The sequence below is a fragment of the Bradyrhizobium prioriisuperbiae genome, from assembly GCF_032397745.1.
GTDB classification, from domain to species: domain Bacteria; phylum Pseudomonadota; class Alphaproteobacteria; order Rhizobiales; family Xanthobacteraceae; genus Bradyrhizobium_A; species Bradyrhizobium_A prioriisuperbiae.
On record NZ_CP135921.1, the window covers coordinates 8,868,955 to 8,883,714 of the forward strand.

A 14,760-nucleotide genomic window follows, 5' to 3' on the forward strand; every position below is an offset into this window, starting at 1 on the left:
CCTGGAGATATCTTGCGGGCATCGTGTCATAACGATCTCCTCTGCCCGGTCGTGGCGTCCTCCGCCGAGGGATCACGCTGGCCCGGCACCTTGCCGCAATCGCCGCCGGCCTGTGCGCAATCGCTGCTCGCCGGCGCCTGCACATGGACCGGCGTCACCGTCGAGACCGAGAGCACCCGCTCGGTCGCGGCATCGCGCACCGTCAGCCGGACCGCGACCGGCAAGCGATTGCTGTCGCGCCAGCTGCCTTTCCAGACCCGATCCTTGCCGGCATAGGCGAACGACAGGCGGAATGGCGCCCGCAACAGCACGACCGGATCGCCGAAAGTGACCTGCTCGGACAGCGTCGACGCCGCGGGCAGAGGCCGGAACGGCGTGCGCGAACGCACGGTGGCCAGTCCCTGGCGATCGGAGCCCTCGCCGATCCGCACCACTTCGAGACCCGGCTTGGTGTTCGGGCCAAGCGCGACACGCACGAAGGTCACCGACAATTCGGTGCCGTCGAACAGCGGGCGCGGCGTGTCGCGATTGGCGGAGACATATTCGGCCGCCGCGAGATCGGCGCCGATCCGTTGCAGCGCGATGCCGACCGCCTCGCTGCGCTGGATACGGTCGAAACCGCGGTTCCAGTTCGGCAGCCATTGCGCGGTGATGTGAGCCAGCGCCGAGAGCAGCAGCCCCATCAGCGCCAGAGCCACCAGGGTTTCGATCAGCGTGAAGCCGCTCTCGTCCCTTCCCGCTTGAATACGCACGCCCGTCATTGCGTGGGCCTCCGCATTAGGCGAACCGTCGAGACATCGACGGCCGCGCCAGAGGGCGATCGGACCCGAACCTTGACCAGTTCGGGCATCCAGGCCACGTCCGCGCCCGGCACCACCCAGTCTTCGCCCAGTGGCGAGACGTCGATCTGCCATCGATAATCGCCGGTTCGCCCGGACGACGTGCCGGAGGCGAGATCGGCGTGGGGTGCAATCTCCGACGTCATCACGGCTCGCGTGGTCTGCATCAGCGCGACATGGCGCTCCATCGACCCGACGCCGCGCATGTTGGTCGCCATCACCGATCCGATCGCAACAATGCTCACGGCAACGATCGCCAGCGCAATCAGCACCTCGATGATCGTGAAGCCGGCTTCGCTGCCCTCAATTGATGGCGGTGTTGCGCGAGACAATCTCGATCCTTCCGGTCAGCCAGTTGACGCGCACCTCGTAGCCGGCATCGAACCGCGTCAGCGCGATGGTGCCGCCGCACGACATGCCGTTGGCGAAAAAATCGATGGTCGACAGCGCCGCACGCCGGTTGCAGGTCTGCGGCAGCAGGGTGTCGAAGCGAACATCGTCGGGAATGCGCAGCACCGCCGACGTCGCGCCGGAACGGATCGAGCGCGTGCCGGCGTCGACCAGGGTCGCAACGTCGATCTGGCGCCGGATTGCCGCATTACGATCCGCCTTCAGCAGTGTCGCGGCTTCCAGCGCATAAGCCTGCAACCGCGAGCGTGAGGTCTGGCGGGGAATGAAGGGCAGCAGCACGGCCGCGAGCATGGCGATGATCGCCAGCACGCACACCATTTCAAGCAGGGTGAAGCCCTGCTCTGCCCGGTCACTCATTTTTCGCGCTGGTCTGGGTGTCGGAGGAAAGATCCGCCGCAGTGCCGCTGCCGCCCTCCTGACCGTCCGCTCCGTAGGAGACGATTTCATAGGGCCCGCGCTCTCCGGGCGCGCGATAGACATAGGCATGGTTCCAGGGGTCGGCGGGCACGTTGCCGCCCTTCAGATAGGGGCCGTTCCAGGCGGCGACGCCGGGTGTCCGTCGCACCAGGGCAGCCAATCCTTCCGAACTCGACGGAAACCGGCCGGCATCAAGATAGAACAGGTCGAGCGCGCTGCCGAAGCTCTGCAACTGGATCTTGGCCGCCTTGACCTTGGACTCGCTGAGATAGTTGAGCACGCGCGGACCGATCAGGCCCATGATCAGGCCGATGATGGTGATTACCACCAGCATCTCGACCAGCGTAAAGCCCTGCTCGCTCTCTCTGCTACGCACCGAGCGTCTGTCGAATTGACCTGCCGACTTCATCGCAAACCTACTTTCATGTCGTATAGTCTCGTCCTAGCCGACGAGTTGGGTGACTGACAGCAGCGCCGTCATGACCGAAACGATCAACCCGCCGACAACCGCACTGATAAAGACGATGGCGAGCGGACCGATGATTCCCACGATGCGGTCGAGATTGCGCTGCAGTTTCGCTTCATAGAATTCGGCAACTCGTCCGGAGAGAGTCGGCAACTGCCCGGTTTCTTCGCCCAGCCGCAGCATCCGCAGCGCCATCGGCGGCAGGCTGTTCGAGGCGGATAAAGCATCCGACAGTTTGCCGCCATGCCGCACCCGATCGGCGACGGCCATCCAGGCCGACGCGCTACCGGTCACCGACATGATGTCGACAAGGATACGTAGCGTGGCCGTGAGATTGACTCCGCTGCCAAGCAGCACGCCGAGATTGCGGCAAAACAGACTGGTGCGGTAGAACTGGAAGATGCCGGCGATGCCAGGTATTTGCGAGATCGCATTCACCATCGCCGCGCGGGTGTCTGGCCGGCGCAACAGCCACCACATGGCGGCAATCACCGCGACCGACCCCAGCATCATCACGGCGCCGTTGTCGCGAAGAAAATCGGACAGCTTCATGAAGACGCTGAGCGCGGAGTCCGATTTGGAGCCGAAGTCCTGCAGCACCGAGGAGAATTGCGGCAGCACGAACAGGATGAAAAACAGCATGACGCCGACGGCGGCGACCAGAACGAACGCCGGATATTGCATCGCGTCCGTCAGCTTGCGGCGCATCTGTTCGGAGCGCGCGCGTTCGGTTCCCAGCATTTCCAGCACCTGGTCGAGAGTGCCTGATACCTCACCGACTTTCACCAGCGCCACATACATCGCGGGAAACAGCGCCGGATGGGCCGCCACCGCGCTTGCGAAATTCTCGCCACTGAGCAGCGCGGCCCGCAATTTCGCAACCACCGGGCGCAACCGCCCGACATCGGCATCGCTGGCGAGCAGTTCCAGCGCATCGTCGAGGCGCGCGCCGGCTTTCAACAGCAATGCCAGGTCACGGGTAAATGTCGTCACTTCGGCCGCGGACGGCTTGTTGAACAAACTGAATCCGCCGGACGACGCCGCAGCTGCGCCCTTCTCCTCGATGGTCTCGATCGGCAGCAGCTTGAGATATTCGATGCGCTGGGCGACCTCCTTCGCGGTCGGCGCCGACAGCGTGCCGTGCACGATCTCCCCGTTCTGTGTCAGCGCCCGGTAGCGGAAATTTGGCATGATTGGCCTTACCGCACGGTGGTGACGCGGAGGATTTCCGCAGGCGAAGTCAGACCGGCGCGGCATTTGGCGATGCCGTCGTCGAGCATGGTGGTCATCCCCTCGCGGATCGCGGTCTGGTCGATCTTCAGGCCGTCGGTCCGCTCGCCGATCAGTTCCCGAATCTCGTTGCTCAGTTCGAGCACCTCGAACACACCGAGCCGGCCGCGATAGCCGGTGCCGCCGCAGCGCTCGCAACCGCAGGGATCATGCAAGGTTTCGCCGGCCTGAAAGCCGAACGCACTGAGCCGGGGATCTTCGGTGATATCGGCCGCAGTCAGAACTCTCGGTGTCTTGCAGCGCTCACACAACTGGCGAACCAGACGCTGGGCGATCACCGCACGCAGGGTGGAGCGCAGCAGATAGCCTTCGACACCGAGATCGAGCAGGCGGGGCACCGCCGCGGCGGCGGTTTCGGTGTGCAGCGTCGTCAGCACGAGATGCCCGGTCAGCGCGGCGTGAACGGCAACATGGGCGGTCTCGGTGTCGCGGACTTCGCCGACCATGATTACGTCAGGATCCTGGCGGACGAACGAGCGCAACGCCGCGGCGAACGTCAGCCCGATGGCGGGCTTGATCTGTGCTTGATTGACGCCGGGAATTTCATACTCGACCGGATCCTCGACGGTGAGGATTTTCCGGGTCGGTTCGTTCAGGATCGACAGGATGGTCGCCAGTGTCGTGGTCTTGCCGCTGCCGGTCGGACCGGTGATGACGATCAAACCGTGGGGCAGCTTCAGCAGCCGCCGCAGCTTGACGTCGTCGGCCGACGAGAACCCCAGCTTCTCGACCACCAGCAGGCCACGATCCTTCGGCAACAGGCGGATCACGGCGGATTCGCCGTGCTGCATCGGCATGATCGCAACACGGATATCGATGTCGGAGCGCCCCGCCCGCAGCCGCGCCGCGCCATCCTGCGGCAAGCGCCGTTCGGCGATATTGAGATTGGCGAGAATCTTGATGCGGGAAATCACCGCCTGCGGCAACACACCGGCTGGCGCCGCCACCGGCCGCAGCAGGCCATCGATCCGCATGCGAACAACAAGCCCGCTCTGAAAAGGCTCGATGTGAATATCGCTGGCGCGCAACTCGACAGCTTTTTCCAGGAGATCGCTGACGGCCCGAACCACCGGCGCGCCACTGGCGAGATCGCGCAGGCTCTCGATGTCGTCTTCGCGCGGCTGATGGGCTTCACCGGCGCCATGGGTCTCGACCGCCTCGTCGCCGAGGCGCTGGTTGAACGCGACGTTGAGATCCTCGACCGACGCCACCTTGATCGCAATATTTGCGCCGAGCACGATTTCAGCCGCCCGTCGCGCCGCCAGATCGGTCGGATCGGCCATGGCCAGCACCGCGCGGCCATCGTCGGATCGATAGGGAAACACCATCATCTCGCGCAGGAAGCGCTGCGAGAACGACGCCGCCAGAGGAGCCGCGGACAGGATGTTTTGCAAAGCGACCCGCTCGAGCTTCAAGAACCGCGCTGCCTCGTCGGCGAATTCATTCGCGGTCAGGTCGGTCAGTTCCCACAGTTTGCCTGCGAACTGTTCCGCGCCGCCGCGATCCACCGGCGCATCGCCAGCCGGCGCCAGACGATTGATCTGGCGAAGGTGCGCAACGAATTGCAAGGACTCGTCGCTGGTCATGCGTCTTTCCAGGCGTAATCGATCGCTCCCGCGCCCATGCGTCGGGTCGCGGAGTGTCGGATCGCGAAGCTTCGGCCGGCCATCCTGCCGGTCTCGGTGGAAGGTGTTTTATTGATCCGAAGTGTGACACCTGTACGAAGCAGGCCACTTGGCGCGTCTTAAAAAAAATTTACCACAGCTCATTGATACGAATTTCTAGCAGGATGTTTGACGCAAATTGCTGGAACCCGGCGAGTGTAGCCTGCAACCCGCATCACCAATTTATTACTGTCATACTCCATCGCTAAGGATTGCCTACACGTTTGGATCAATCGCTCGCATGATCCGTCAGGCCGAGCATTAGAGAGCGGCACAAGCATGGTATGCGTCGGCAACCGAAGCCGGTACCCGACGGCGGGTCGAAGCATCTGCACGGCATTCGTGCTGCTGTGTGTCGGCCTGCTGGCATCCTGCAACTCCGCGACGGTGACGTCGAACACCTCAGGCGATATCGATGTGCTCGACAAGGTGCGCTCGATCGACACCCTGCCCCGCAATCCACAGCCGATCGGCAATGACACCACGAACACCGCGTCGCGCAGCCGCGCGGCCGTGTTCGAAGGCACCGAGGTCTCCGAGATTCCCGAGGCGCGACCGCGGCCGACCGCAAGTGGAAGCGGCTTCGACCTGAATTTCGAGAACACGCCGGTCGCGACCGTGGCAAAGGTGGTGCTGGGCGACATTCTGGGCACCGGCTACACCATCGATCCGCGGGTGCAGGGCACCGTGAGCCTAGTGTCGGTCAAACCTGTGCCTAAATCGGACATCCCTTTCGTGCTGGAAAACGCGCTGCGACTCAGCGGCGTCGTGCTGGTCCGCGACACCGCCGGTTATCGCCTAACGCCGCTCGGTGATGCGGTCGGTGCCGGCCGTGTCGACGGGGTTGCCGCGAACCCGGAACCCGGCTACGGCGTCTCCGTCGTTCCATTACAATATGTGTCTGCGCCGACGCTGCTGAAGCTGATGGACAGTTTCGCGACCAAGCCCGGCATGGTGCGCGCCGATTCCACCCGAAACATCCTGCTGATTCAGGGCAGCGGCGCCGAGCGTCGCACCGCAGTGGATACCGCACTGAGCTTCGACGTCGACTGGATGCGTGGCCAGTCGGTCGGAATCTACCCGATCTCCAGCAGCAGCCCCGAGCCGATCATTGCCGAACTCGAGAAGATCGTGGACTCCGGCGAAAATGGCCTCAGCCAGAACGTCATCAAATTCCAGCCGGTCAGCCGCCTCAACGCCATCATGGTGGTGAGCCGGAAGCCCGCCCTGCTGCAGACCGCCGCGACCTGGATCAAGCGGCTCGACCGCTCCGACACCGCCCGCACCAGCGTGCACGTCTACCGGGTAAAATACGGCGACGCCAAGCAGATCGGCAAGGTTCTCTCCGACATGTTCATCGGTGGATCGTCGTCGGGCTCGCTCGACAGCTCCGATAGCCAGATCGCCCCGGGATCCGGCACGTCGTCGAGTTCCAGCACCGATCGCCTGTCGATGAATCAGAACTCGCAGTCATCACCCGGTGGATTCGGCGCCCGTGGCGGAGCCGGCGGCAGCGGCACATCGGGCTTCGGGTCAGGCTTCGGCGCCTCGCCGGCAACGGTCCCGGCTGCCGCCGCGGCCGGCACGGGAACCGACACCACCGCCCGAAGCTCGGGTTCGGGCTCCCCGATGATGCAGGGCGTGCGGATTACACCTGACGTGGTCAACAACACCCTGTTGATCTATGCGGACCAGCAAAACTACCAGATCATCGAAGCGACGCTGCGGCAGGTCGACCAGCCGCAGCTGCAGGTGGCGATCGAAGCCACCATCGCCGAGGTCACCCTCACCAACGAGCTGGCCTACGGGGTCCAGTTCTATCTGAGGAACAAAAACGGCTCGCTCCTCAACACTCAAGCGGCATCCGCGCCGGCCACCACCACCGACCCCGTCACCGGCGTTGTATCGGCCGCGGGATCGCTGACCAATGCGTACATCAACCAGGCCTTTCCGGGATTCAACTTCCTGGTCGGTTCGGCGACACAGCCCAACGTGATCCTGGATGCCCTGCACACCGTCACCAGTGTCAAGGTGCTGTCCAACCCGTCTCTGGTCGTGGTCAACAACCAGAAGGCAACGCTGCAGGTCGGCGACGTGGTGCCGGTGTCCACCGGCAGCGCCACGGTGCTGACCACCAGCAACACCGTGGTCAACACCATCGACTATCGCAACACCGGCATCATCCTGAACGTGTCGCCCCGCATCAGCGTCAACGGCACCGTGCGGCTCGACGTCGAGCAGGAGATCAGCAACGTCTCCACCGCGACCGCCGCCAGCCTGACGCCGACGGTGTCGGAGCGGAAGGTCAAGAGCTCGATCTCGGTCGCGAACGGCCAGACCGTGCTACTGGCAGGCCTGATCAGCGAGCAGCAGAACGGCAATCGCAACGGCATTCCCGGGCTGGACCAGATTCCCGGCCTCGGCGACGCCTTCGGCCATCAGGACAAAAAGACCACCCGCACCGAGCTGATCATCTTCATCCGCCCGCAGATTATCCGGGATGGCACAGACGCTCATTCCGTGGCGGAAGAACTGCGGTCGAAATTGCGCGGCAATATCGGCGTCAGTTCGGTATCGGGCCCCAGTATTCGCTGACGTCGCGCACCCCAACGAGTCGAAGGATCAATCCCGTGTTACGCGCCGCTTCCGTACTGTTGTTGGCGATTTGGCTGCTCGGCATTGCGCCGATACAGCCGGCTGGCGCCGGCGGGCTGTCGCGCGGAACCAGCGCTTATGCGCAAGGTGACTATGTCCGTGCTGCGAAGGAGCTGTCCCCGCTAGCGCGGCGCGGCAATGCGCGAGCACAGGCGATGCTCGGCTTCATGTACGAGCACGGCTTCGGCGTACCTCAGGCCTATGAGGTGGCCGCCGATCTCTATATGCAGGCGGCACAACGCGGCGATCCGTTTGCGCAATGCGCGATCGGGCTGCTGTACGACAAGGGCCATGGCGTCCCGGAAAACGTCGAGCTCGCCTACATGTGGCTGTCGCGGGCGACCGCCCACGCACCCAGGCGCCAGCGCGACTATTATCAGCGGCTGCGCGATGCGGTGGCATCCAAGATGACACCGGGCCAGATTCGCGAGGGGCAGCGGCTGTCCTTGATGGTGTATTGAGGCCGGTCAGCCGGCCGGCGTGAAACGCGCGACCAGATCGTACAGATGCCCGGGATGGGTGATGCGCACCGCGGTGATCGGCTCGCCGCCGCGCCAGGTCCGCCGCTCGATCACCAGGCATGCGGCGCCGACATCGATTTTCAGCGCGGCCGCCAGCCGTTTGTCGGCATTGCCGGCGGTGATCCGGTGCTCGGCTTCGGTCCACGGCACATGGCCGACCAGCCAGGTGTTCGGTGGCGTCACCGTAAAATCCTCTTGCTGGGCTTCGGGCACGGCGCGCAGATTGATCAGCCGGTCTTCCAGCGCGAACGGCTGGCCATGCGCATCATGGCGGCACTGCAACGCCAGCACCGGCGCACGCACGGCAACGCCGAGCCGGGCCTTGTCATGTGACGAGGCCGGACGCTTGGTAAATTCAAGCAGCCGATAGCCATATTGCTCACCACGCTGCTCGACCTCCGCCTTCATATCCGGAATCTGCAGGATGGCGGACTGCACCCGCGGCCGCGCCACGAAACTGCCGGCACGGCGACGCCGCTCGACAAGCCCCGCCGCCGCAAGCCCGGACAACACCTTGTTCACGGTCATGCGCGAGCAGGCATAACGCACCATCAGCTCATGCTCGACCGGTACGCGATGTCCCGGGGGCCACGCGCCGGACAGGATCTTGCCTTCGAGATCGCTGCGAATGCGCTGGTAGAGCGCGGTCACCCCGTTCGTCACCGGCTTCGGTCGCATCGTCATGCCGCAAGCAGCCGTTCCAGCCGCTGACGGAAGCGCGCGGCAATCTTGTCCTTGTCGTGATGCCGACCGCCAGCCACGACCTTGCGGCCACCAACCCAAACGCAATCCACGGCCGCCCGCCCGGCGGCAAAAATCCAGCTGTCGAGAATCGCATCATGCGTGCGGCCGGCGAAGGCAATATGCCCGGTTTCGAGGCTGGCGATGTCAGCGAAATGTCCGACGGCCAGTCCCGCCTCAGCGCCGAGCGCCTGCGCCCCACCCGCGAGTGCGCCATCGAACAGCGTGCGGCCGGTCGAGACCGACGCTCCGGTGACGACATTGCGCGCCCGGTTCCCGAGACGTTGTGAATATTCCAGTAGCCGCAATTCGTCGGCAGCCCCGATCAGGACATTGGAATCCGATCCCACGCCATAACGTCCGCCGTGCGCGAGGAACTCGGGTGCATTAAAAATGCCGTCGCCGAGATTGGCCTCGGTGATCGGGCACAGGCCGGCAATGGCGCCGGCCTCGGCCATGCCGCGCAACTCGTCAGGCGTGGTGTGGGTGGCGTGGATGAAGCACCAGCGACGATCGATCGGTGCGTGATCCATCAGCCAGGCGACCGGCCGCTGGCCACTCCAGGCCAGGCACTCCTCGACCTCGCGCGTCTGCTCGGCGACATGGATGTGAATCGGGCCGTTCTCGGCCAGCGGCACGATCGCGATCAGCTCATCGGGCGTGACCGCACGCAGCGAATGCGGCGCGATGCCGACGATGGCGGCCGGCTGTCCGGCAACCGCTTGCCGGCTCTCCTCCATCAGCCGGGAAAAACGATCGAGATCGTTGATGAAACGCCGCTGGCCAGCATCCGGCGCTCGCCCGCCAAAGCCAGCATGGGCATAAAACACCGGCAGCAACGTCAAAGCGATGCCGGTGGCCTGTGACGCCGTCGCGATCCGCACCGCGAGCTCGGCGATGTTCTGGTACGGCGTACCGGAAACATCATGGTGTACATAGTGAAATTCACCGACCCGGGTGAATCCTGATTCCAGCATCTCCACATAGGCCTGCGCGGCAATCGCCTCGATATCGTCCGGCGTCATCCGCTCGACGAACCGGTACATCACCTCGCGCCAGGTCCAGAAACTGTCGGACGACGATCCCCGCACCTCCGCGAGGCCGGCCATGCCGCGCTGGAAGGCGTGACTATGAAGATTCGGCAGCCCCGGCAGCGCGAGCGCGTGATGCTCGTCGCCCGGCTCGGGCCGACTGTCCGGCGCGATATCTGTGATGCGGCCGGCTTCGATACTCAGCCTGACATTCCGCGCCCAGCCCTGCGGCAGCAATGCGTCTTTGAAGAACAGCCCTGTCACGGCAGGCTCCCTATCCCTGGCGAAGCTCTGGACAGCTTTCAGCGGATCTAATATGTATAGACAAATAGACGGCCTGCCAAGCACCCGTGAGCTTCGACCATCATGACCGTTGTTGATCGCATCTGGCACCGGTGTCGCCTTGCGACGCTGTCCCCTTCCCGGCAAGGTCTTGGGATCGTCGACGACGGCCTGATCGCCGCGCGCGACGGCCGCATCGTCTATGCCGGCCCGGCCGCGGACGCCCCCGCATTCGACGCAAAAGAGCGGATCGACTGCGGTGAACGCTGGATCACCCCGGGCTTGATCGATTGCCACACTCATTTGGTCTATGGCGGCAACCGCGCCCACGAGTTCGAGCAGCGCCTGGCCGGCGCCAGCTATGAGGAGATTGCCCGCGCCGGCGGCGGCATCGTCTCCACCGTCAAGACGACGCGCGAAGCCAGCGTCGACGACCTGGTGGCAACAGCCAAGCCGCGACTTGATGCTTTGATCGCGGAAGGGGTCACCACCATCGAAATCAAGTCGGGCTACGGCCTCGAACTCGTAACCGAACGCCGGCAGCTTCAGGCCGCACGACGGCTTGGCGAGGAGAACACGGTGTCGGTCCGCACCACGTTTCTCGGGGCGCACACCACCCCGCCCGACATGAAGGGCCAAAGCGCCGCCTATATCGATCGCGTCTGCAACGAGATGCTGCCGGCAATTGCTGCGGATGGCCTGGCAGACGCCGTCGACGCCTTCTGCGAGACCATTGCGTTCTCGCCGGAAGAAACTGCGCGGGTTTTCACCAAAGCCCGCGAGCTCGGTCTTCCAGTGCGCCTGCATGCGGACCAGCTTTCCAACCTGCACGGCGCGGCGCTGGCCGCAAAATTCGGCGCGCTGTCGGCGGACCATCTCGAATATGCCGATGAGGCCGGCGTCGCGGCGATGAAGGCCGCCGGCACCGTGGCCGTGGTGCTGCCCGGCGCCTACTACTTCATCCGCGAGCATCAGGTGCCGCCGATCGCTCACATGCGCAGCAATGGCGTGCCGATTGCGCTTGCGACCGATTGCAATCCCGGCACCTCACCGCTGACCTCGATCCTGCTCACCATGAACATGGGCGCCACGCTGTTTCGGCTCACGGTCGACGAATGCATTGCCGCGGTGACGCGGGAAGCGGCACGCGCGCTCGGCCAATTCGATGAGGTCGGCAGCCTCGAGGCCGGCAAGCGCTGTGATCTCGCGATCTGGGATATCGGACGACCCGCCGAGCTGGTGTACCGGATGGGGTTCAATCCGCTGCATGCGCGGGTCTACCGCGGCCAATAACCATCGACGTTTGCACCGGCGGCGACGCACTGCCGCAGAGGCCACCGATATCAAGGGATAACCAACATGACCCGTATCGACAATGCCCGCATCATCCGCGCCCCGCGCGGCAACACCCTCTCCGCCAAATCCTGGCTCACCGAAGCGCCGATGCGAATGCTGATGAACAACCTCGATCCGGATGTGGCGGAAAAGCCTGGCGAGCTCGTGGTCTATGGCGGCATCGGCCGCGCCGCGCGCGACTGGGAAAGTTTCGACCGCATTGTCGCGGCGCTGCAGCGGCTGGACGCCGACAAGACCCTGCTGGTGCAGTCCGGCAAGCCGGTCGGCATCTTCCGCACCCACGCGGACGCGCCGCGGGTGCTGATCGCCAATTCCAACCTGGTGCCGCATTGGGCCAACTGGGAGCACTTCAGCGTACTCGATCGCAAGGGCCTGATGATGTACGGCCAGATGACCGCCGGCTCCTGGATCTATATCGGCAGCCAGGGCATCGTGCAGGGCACCTACGAAACTTTCGTGGAGCTGGGACGCCGGCACTATGGCGGCGACCTCTCCGGCAAATGGATTCTCACCGGCGGCCTCGGCGGCATGGGTGGCGCGCAGCCGCTTGCCGCCGTGATGGCCGGCGCATCGTGCCTGGCCGTCGAGTGCCAGCCGTCGCGCATCGAGATGCGGCTGCGCACACGGTATCTCGACCGGCAGGCCACGAGCCTCGACGAAGCGCTGGCCATCATCGCGCAAGCAGGCCGCGACAAAAAACCGGTGTCGGTCGGCCTGCTCGGCAATGCCGCGGAAATTTTCCCCGAGCTGGTGCGCCGCGGCGTGCGGCCGGATGCGGTCACCGACCAGACCTCGGCGCACGATCCGGTCAACGGTTATCTGCCGAAGGGCTGGACCATCGCCGAGTGGGAGAGACGCCGCGAGAGCGATCCCAAGGGCGTCGCGACCGCCGCCCGCGCCTCGATGGCCGAACACGTCCGCGCCATGCTGGACTTCCATCGCATGGGCATTCCCGTGGTCGACTACGGCAACAATATCCGCCAGATGGCGCTGGAGGAAGGCGTCAAGGACGCGTTCGACTTCCCGGGCTTTGTGCCGGCCTACATCCGCCCGCTGTTCTGCCGCGGTATCGGCCCATTCCGCTGGGCGGCGCTGTCAGGCGACCCCGAGGACATCTATCGCACCGATGAGAAGGTGAAGGAGTTGCTGCCCAACCATGCGCATCTGCACCACTGGCTCGACATGGCGCGGCAGCGCATTGCGTTCCAGGGCCTGCCGGCGCGAATCTGCTGGGTTGGCCTTGGCGACCGGCATCGTCTCGGCCTCGCCTTCAACGAGATGGTGGCGCGCGGGGAATTGAAAGCGCCGATCGTGATTGGCCGCGATCATCTGGATTCCGGCTCGGTCGCCTCGCCCAACCGCGAGACCGAAGCGATGCAGGACGGCTCCGACGCGGTCTCCGACTGGCCGCTGCTCAACGCGCTGTTGAACTGCGCCAGCGGCGCGACCTGGGTGTCGCTGCATCATGGCGGCGGCGTCGGCATGGGATTCTCCCAGCACGCCGGCATGGTGATCGTGTGCGACGGCACGAAAGAGGCTTCGGAACGGATCGCGCGCGTGCTGTGGAACGATCCGGCCACCGGCGTGATGCGCCACGCCGATGCCGGCTACGACATCGCGATCGATTGCGCCAGAGAGAACGGCCTCGACCTGCCGGGCCTCGCCTGAGACTCTGTTACTTGGTCTCGTCGCTGGAGGTCGCTGGACGCGCCAGCGACCGATCAAGCGCCTTGAGCGCCTGAAGCATCACAGCCGCACCGGCGGCGATTTCATCGCGATCCGACCATTCCTCCGGGGCGTGGCTCTTGCCGTTGCGGCACGGCACGAAGATCATCGCGGACGGGCAGATCCGGCTCATGAACGCGGCGTCGTGGCCGGCGCCGCTGGCGAGATCGGTGGCGCTGAGGCCAAGACTTTGCGCGCCCTGATGCAGGGCATCCCTGAGAACTGGATCGCAGGTCACCGGTGATCCCTCAGACAAGGTCGTGAGGGCCGCACGTGTCACCTTTGCCGCGACCGCATGTTCTGTGCTGGCGCGATCGATGATCTCGACAAAACGCGCGGTCGTTGCCAGGTGGGTGGTACGCACATCGATGACCAGGCGGCAGCGGCCGGGGACCACATTGGAGGCATTCGGTTCGACATTGAGAATGCCGACGGTGGCGACGAAATAGCCCGATGTCTCGGCCGCCAGTTGCTCGGCAACATCGCGCACCGATGCGACGGTGCGGGCCGCCGCCACCAGCGCATCATGCCGCAAGCCAAGCGGTGTGGTGCCGGCGTGATCGGCGGCGCCATCGAAGATGACCTCGATGCGACGAATGCCGACGATCGAGGTGACAATGCCGAGATCGATGGACTGGGATTCCAGCACAATGCCCTGTTCGATGTGCAGCTCCAGGAACGCCCTGATATCGTCCCGCCGGGCGGTATCGAGACGATCGGGATCGCCACCGACACGGCGCAGCGCGTCGCGCAGCTTTTCGCCACCGGGCTCCGTCAATTCCAGCATCTTGCCGTCGAGCAGGCCAACCATGCCGCGGCTGCCGACACAGGACAGGCCGTATTCGCTCGGCTCTTCCGCCAGGAAATCGACTACCTCGATACTATGCGCAAGGCGAATGCCGGCGTCACGCAGCGCCCGCACCACTTCCAGACCGGTGGCGACTCCGGCGATGCCGTCAAAACGGCCACCGGACGGCACGGTGTCGCTATGCGAGCCCAGCGCGATGACACCGAGCGCGGGATTGGTGCCGTCAAGCCGGCCGATCAGATTGCCGGCGGTATCGATATGCGTGGTCAGGCCGGCCTCCGCGAAACGCTTCACCAGCAGTTCGCGCCCCTCCAGAAACAGCGCAGTGAATGAGCGCCTCGTGTAGGGCCGCGCCGGATCGGTGATGTCAGCCAGCGCCATGACATCGCTCCAGAGGCGGTCGGCATCGAGCGGAAGATTGGCCTTCATCCTGTTACCTCTGCAGTTTCATCAACGTGTCATACCCGGCCAGATCGTCACCGGTTTCACGATCGATCACAAACAAATCATCGAAAGCCTGCTGGATACCACCGAAGTGATGGGCTAGTCCGGGC

Annotated in this window: 14 protein-coding genes; 5 read left to right on the forward strand and 9 right to left on the reverse strand. The window is 64.6% G+C overall.

What is annotated here, in order from left to right; genetic code table 11:
* Positions 1-26 precede the first annotated feature (26 nt).
* The 6 genes from RS897_RS41185 to RS897_RS41210 are packed head-to-tail and all read right to left on the reverse strand — an operon-like array spanning position 27 to position 5,009.
* The gene (locus RS897_RS41185) at positions 27-761 is read right to left on the reverse strand and encodes a PulJ/GspJ family protein (protein WP_315834383.1); all 735 of its coding nucleotides are present in this window, start codon (positions 759-761) and stop codon (positions 27-29) included.
* Positions 758-1,171, reverse strand: coding sequence for a PulJ/GspJ family protein (locus tag RS897_RS41190; RefSeq protein ID WP_315834384.1), 414 nt, complete (start codon positions 1,169-1,171; stop codon positions 758-760). Before RS897_RS41190 ends, RS897_RS41185 begins: the two co-directional genes overlap by 4 nt.
* Positions 1,143-1,607 (reverse strand): prepilin-type N-terminal cleavage/methylation domain-containing protein, encoded by a 465-nt coding sequence (locus RS897_RS41195; RefSeq protein ID WP_315834385.1) that lies wholly within the window; start codon positions 1,605-1,607, stop codon positions 1,143-1,145. Before RS897_RS41195 ends, RS897_RS41190 begins: the two co-directional genes overlap by 29 nt.
* Entirely contained in the window at positions 1,600-2,076 is a 477-nt protein-coding gene (gene gspG, locus RS897_RS41200) for a type II secretion system major pseudopilin GspG (protein WP_407654397.1), read from the reverse strand. Before gspG ends, RS897_RS41195 begins: the two co-directional genes overlap by 8 nt.
* Before the next feature lie 33 nt (positions 2,077-2,109).
* The gene (locus RS897_RS41205; RefSeq protein ID WP_315834387.1) at positions 2,110-3,324 is read right to left on the reverse strand and encodes a type II secretion system F family protein; all 1,215 of its coding nucleotides are present in this window, start codon (positions 3,322-3,324) and stop codon (positions 2,110-2,112) included.
* A gap of 8 nt (positions 3,325-3,332) precedes the next feature.
* Positions 3,333-5,009 carry a GspE/PulE family protein gene (locus tag RS897_RS41210; protein ID WP_315834388.1) on the reverse strand — a complete coding sequence of 559 codons (1,677 nt, stop codon included), beginning with the start codon at positions 5,007-5,009 and terminating at the stop codon, positions 3,333-3,335.
* A gap of 357 nt (positions 5,010-5,366) precedes the next feature.
* Between RS897_RS41210 and gspD the strand changes: the two genes are divergently transcribed.
* Complete coding sequence (gene gspD / locus RS897_RS41215) at positions 5,367-7,682, forward strand: type II secretion system secretin GspD (RefSeq protein WP_315834389.1); 2,316 nt, start codon at positions 5,367-5,369, stop codon at positions 7,680-7,682.
* 35 nt (positions 7,683-7,717) lie between these two features.
* A complete protein-coding gene (locus tag RS897_RS41220; protein WP_407654398.1) occupies positions 7,718-8,203 on the forward strand; it encodes a tetratricopeptide repeat protein in 486 nt (161 codons plus the stop codon).
* Positions 8,204-8,209: 6 nt separating this feature from the next.
* On the opposite strand, the gene hutC is transcribed toward RS897_RS41220, so the two are convergent.
* A complete protein-coding gene (gene hutC / locus RS897_RS41225) occupies positions 8,210-8,941 on the reverse strand; it encodes a histidine utilization transcriptional repressor HutC (protein WP_407654603.1) in 732 nt (243 codons plus the stop codon).
* Positions 8,942-8,943: 2 nt separating this feature from the next.
* Positions 8,944-10,299: a formimidoylglutamate deiminase gene (locus RS897_RS41230; RefSeq protein ID WP_315834391.1), complete on the reverse strand. Its 1,356-nt coding sequence runs from the start codon at positions 10,297-10,299 to the stop codon at positions 8,944-8,946.
* 102 nt (positions 10,300-10,401) lie between these two features.
* Here RS897_RS41230 and hutI point away from each other — a divergent pair, with 102 nt between their 5' ends.
* Together hutI and hutU are read left to right on the forward strand one after the other, a co-directional pair.
* Positions 10,402-11,610: an imidazolonepropionase gene (hutI, locus tag RS897_RS41235; protein ID WP_315834392.1), complete on the forward strand. Its 1,209-nt coding sequence runs from the start codon at positions 10,402-10,404 to the stop codon at positions 11,608-11,610.
* Positions 11,611-11,676: 66 nt separating this feature from the next.
* The gene (gene hutU / locus RS897_RS41240; protein WP_315834393.1) at positions 11,677-13,341 is read left to right on the forward strand and encodes a urocanate hydratase; all 1,665 of its coding nucleotides are present in this window, start codon (positions 11,677-11,679) and stop codon (positions 13,339-13,341) included.
* 7 nt (positions 13,342-13,348) lie between these two features.
* On the opposite strand, the gene RS897_RS41245 is transcribed toward hutU, so the two are convergent.
* Positions 13,349-14,635, reverse strand: a complete 1,287-nt coding sequence (locus RS897_RS41245; RefSeq protein ID WP_315834394.1) for a Zn-dependent hydrolase — start codon at positions 14,633-14,635, stop codon at positions 13,349-13,351.
* Here RS897_RS41245 and RS897_RS41250 point away from each other — a divergent pair.
* Complete coding sequence (locus tag RS897_RS41250; protein ID WP_315834395.1) at positions 14,625-14,753, forward strand: hypothetical protein; 129 nt, start codon at positions 14,625-14,627, stop codon at positions 14,751-14,753. The genes RS897_RS41245 and RS897_RS41250 overlap by 11 nt on opposite strands.
* The last annotated feature ends 7 nt before the right edge of the window (positions 14,754-14,760 follow it).

Bases quoted from the DNA above. Each gene is read 5' to 3' on its own strand.
- RS897_RS41185 (WP_315834383.1), bottom strand. From the start codon at position 761: ATGACGGGCGTGCGTATTCAAGCGGGAAGGGACGAGAGCGGCTTCACG.
- RS897_RS41195 (WP_315834385.1), bottom strand. From the start codon at position 1,607: ATGAGTGACCGGGCAGAGCAGGGCTTCACCCTGCTTGAAATGGTGTGC.
- gspG (WP_407654397.1), bottom strand. From the start codon at position 2,076: ATGAAGTCGGCAGGTCAATTCGACAGACGCTCGGTGCGTAGCAGAGAG.
- RS897_RS41205 (WP_315834387.1), bottom strand. From the start codon at position 3,324: ATGCCAAATTTCCGCTACCGGGCGCTGACACAGAACGGGGAGATCGTG.
- RS897_RS41210 (WP_315834388.1), bottom strand. From the start codon at position 5,009: ATGACCAGCGACGAGTCCTTGCAATTCGTTGCGCACCTTCGCCAGATC.
- gspD (WP_315834389.1), top strand. From the start codon at position 5,367: ATGGTATGCGTCGGCAACCGAAGCCGGTACCCGACGGCGGGTCGAAGC.
- hutC (WP_407654603.1), bottom strand. From the start codon at position 8,941: ATGCGACCGAAGCCGGTGACGAACGGGGTGACCGCGCTCTACCAGCGC.
- hutI (WP_315834392.1), top strand. From the start codon at position 10,402: ATGACCGTTGTTGATCGCATCTGGCACCGGTGTCGCCTTGCGACGCTG.
- hutU (WP_315834393.1), top strand. From the start codon at position 11,677: ATGACCCGTATCGACAATGCCCGCATCATCCGCGCCCCGCGCGGCAAC.
- RS897_RS41245 (WP_315834394.1), bottom strand. From the start codon at position 14,635: ATGAAGGCCAATCTTCCGCTCGATGCCGACCGCCTCTGGAGCGATGTC.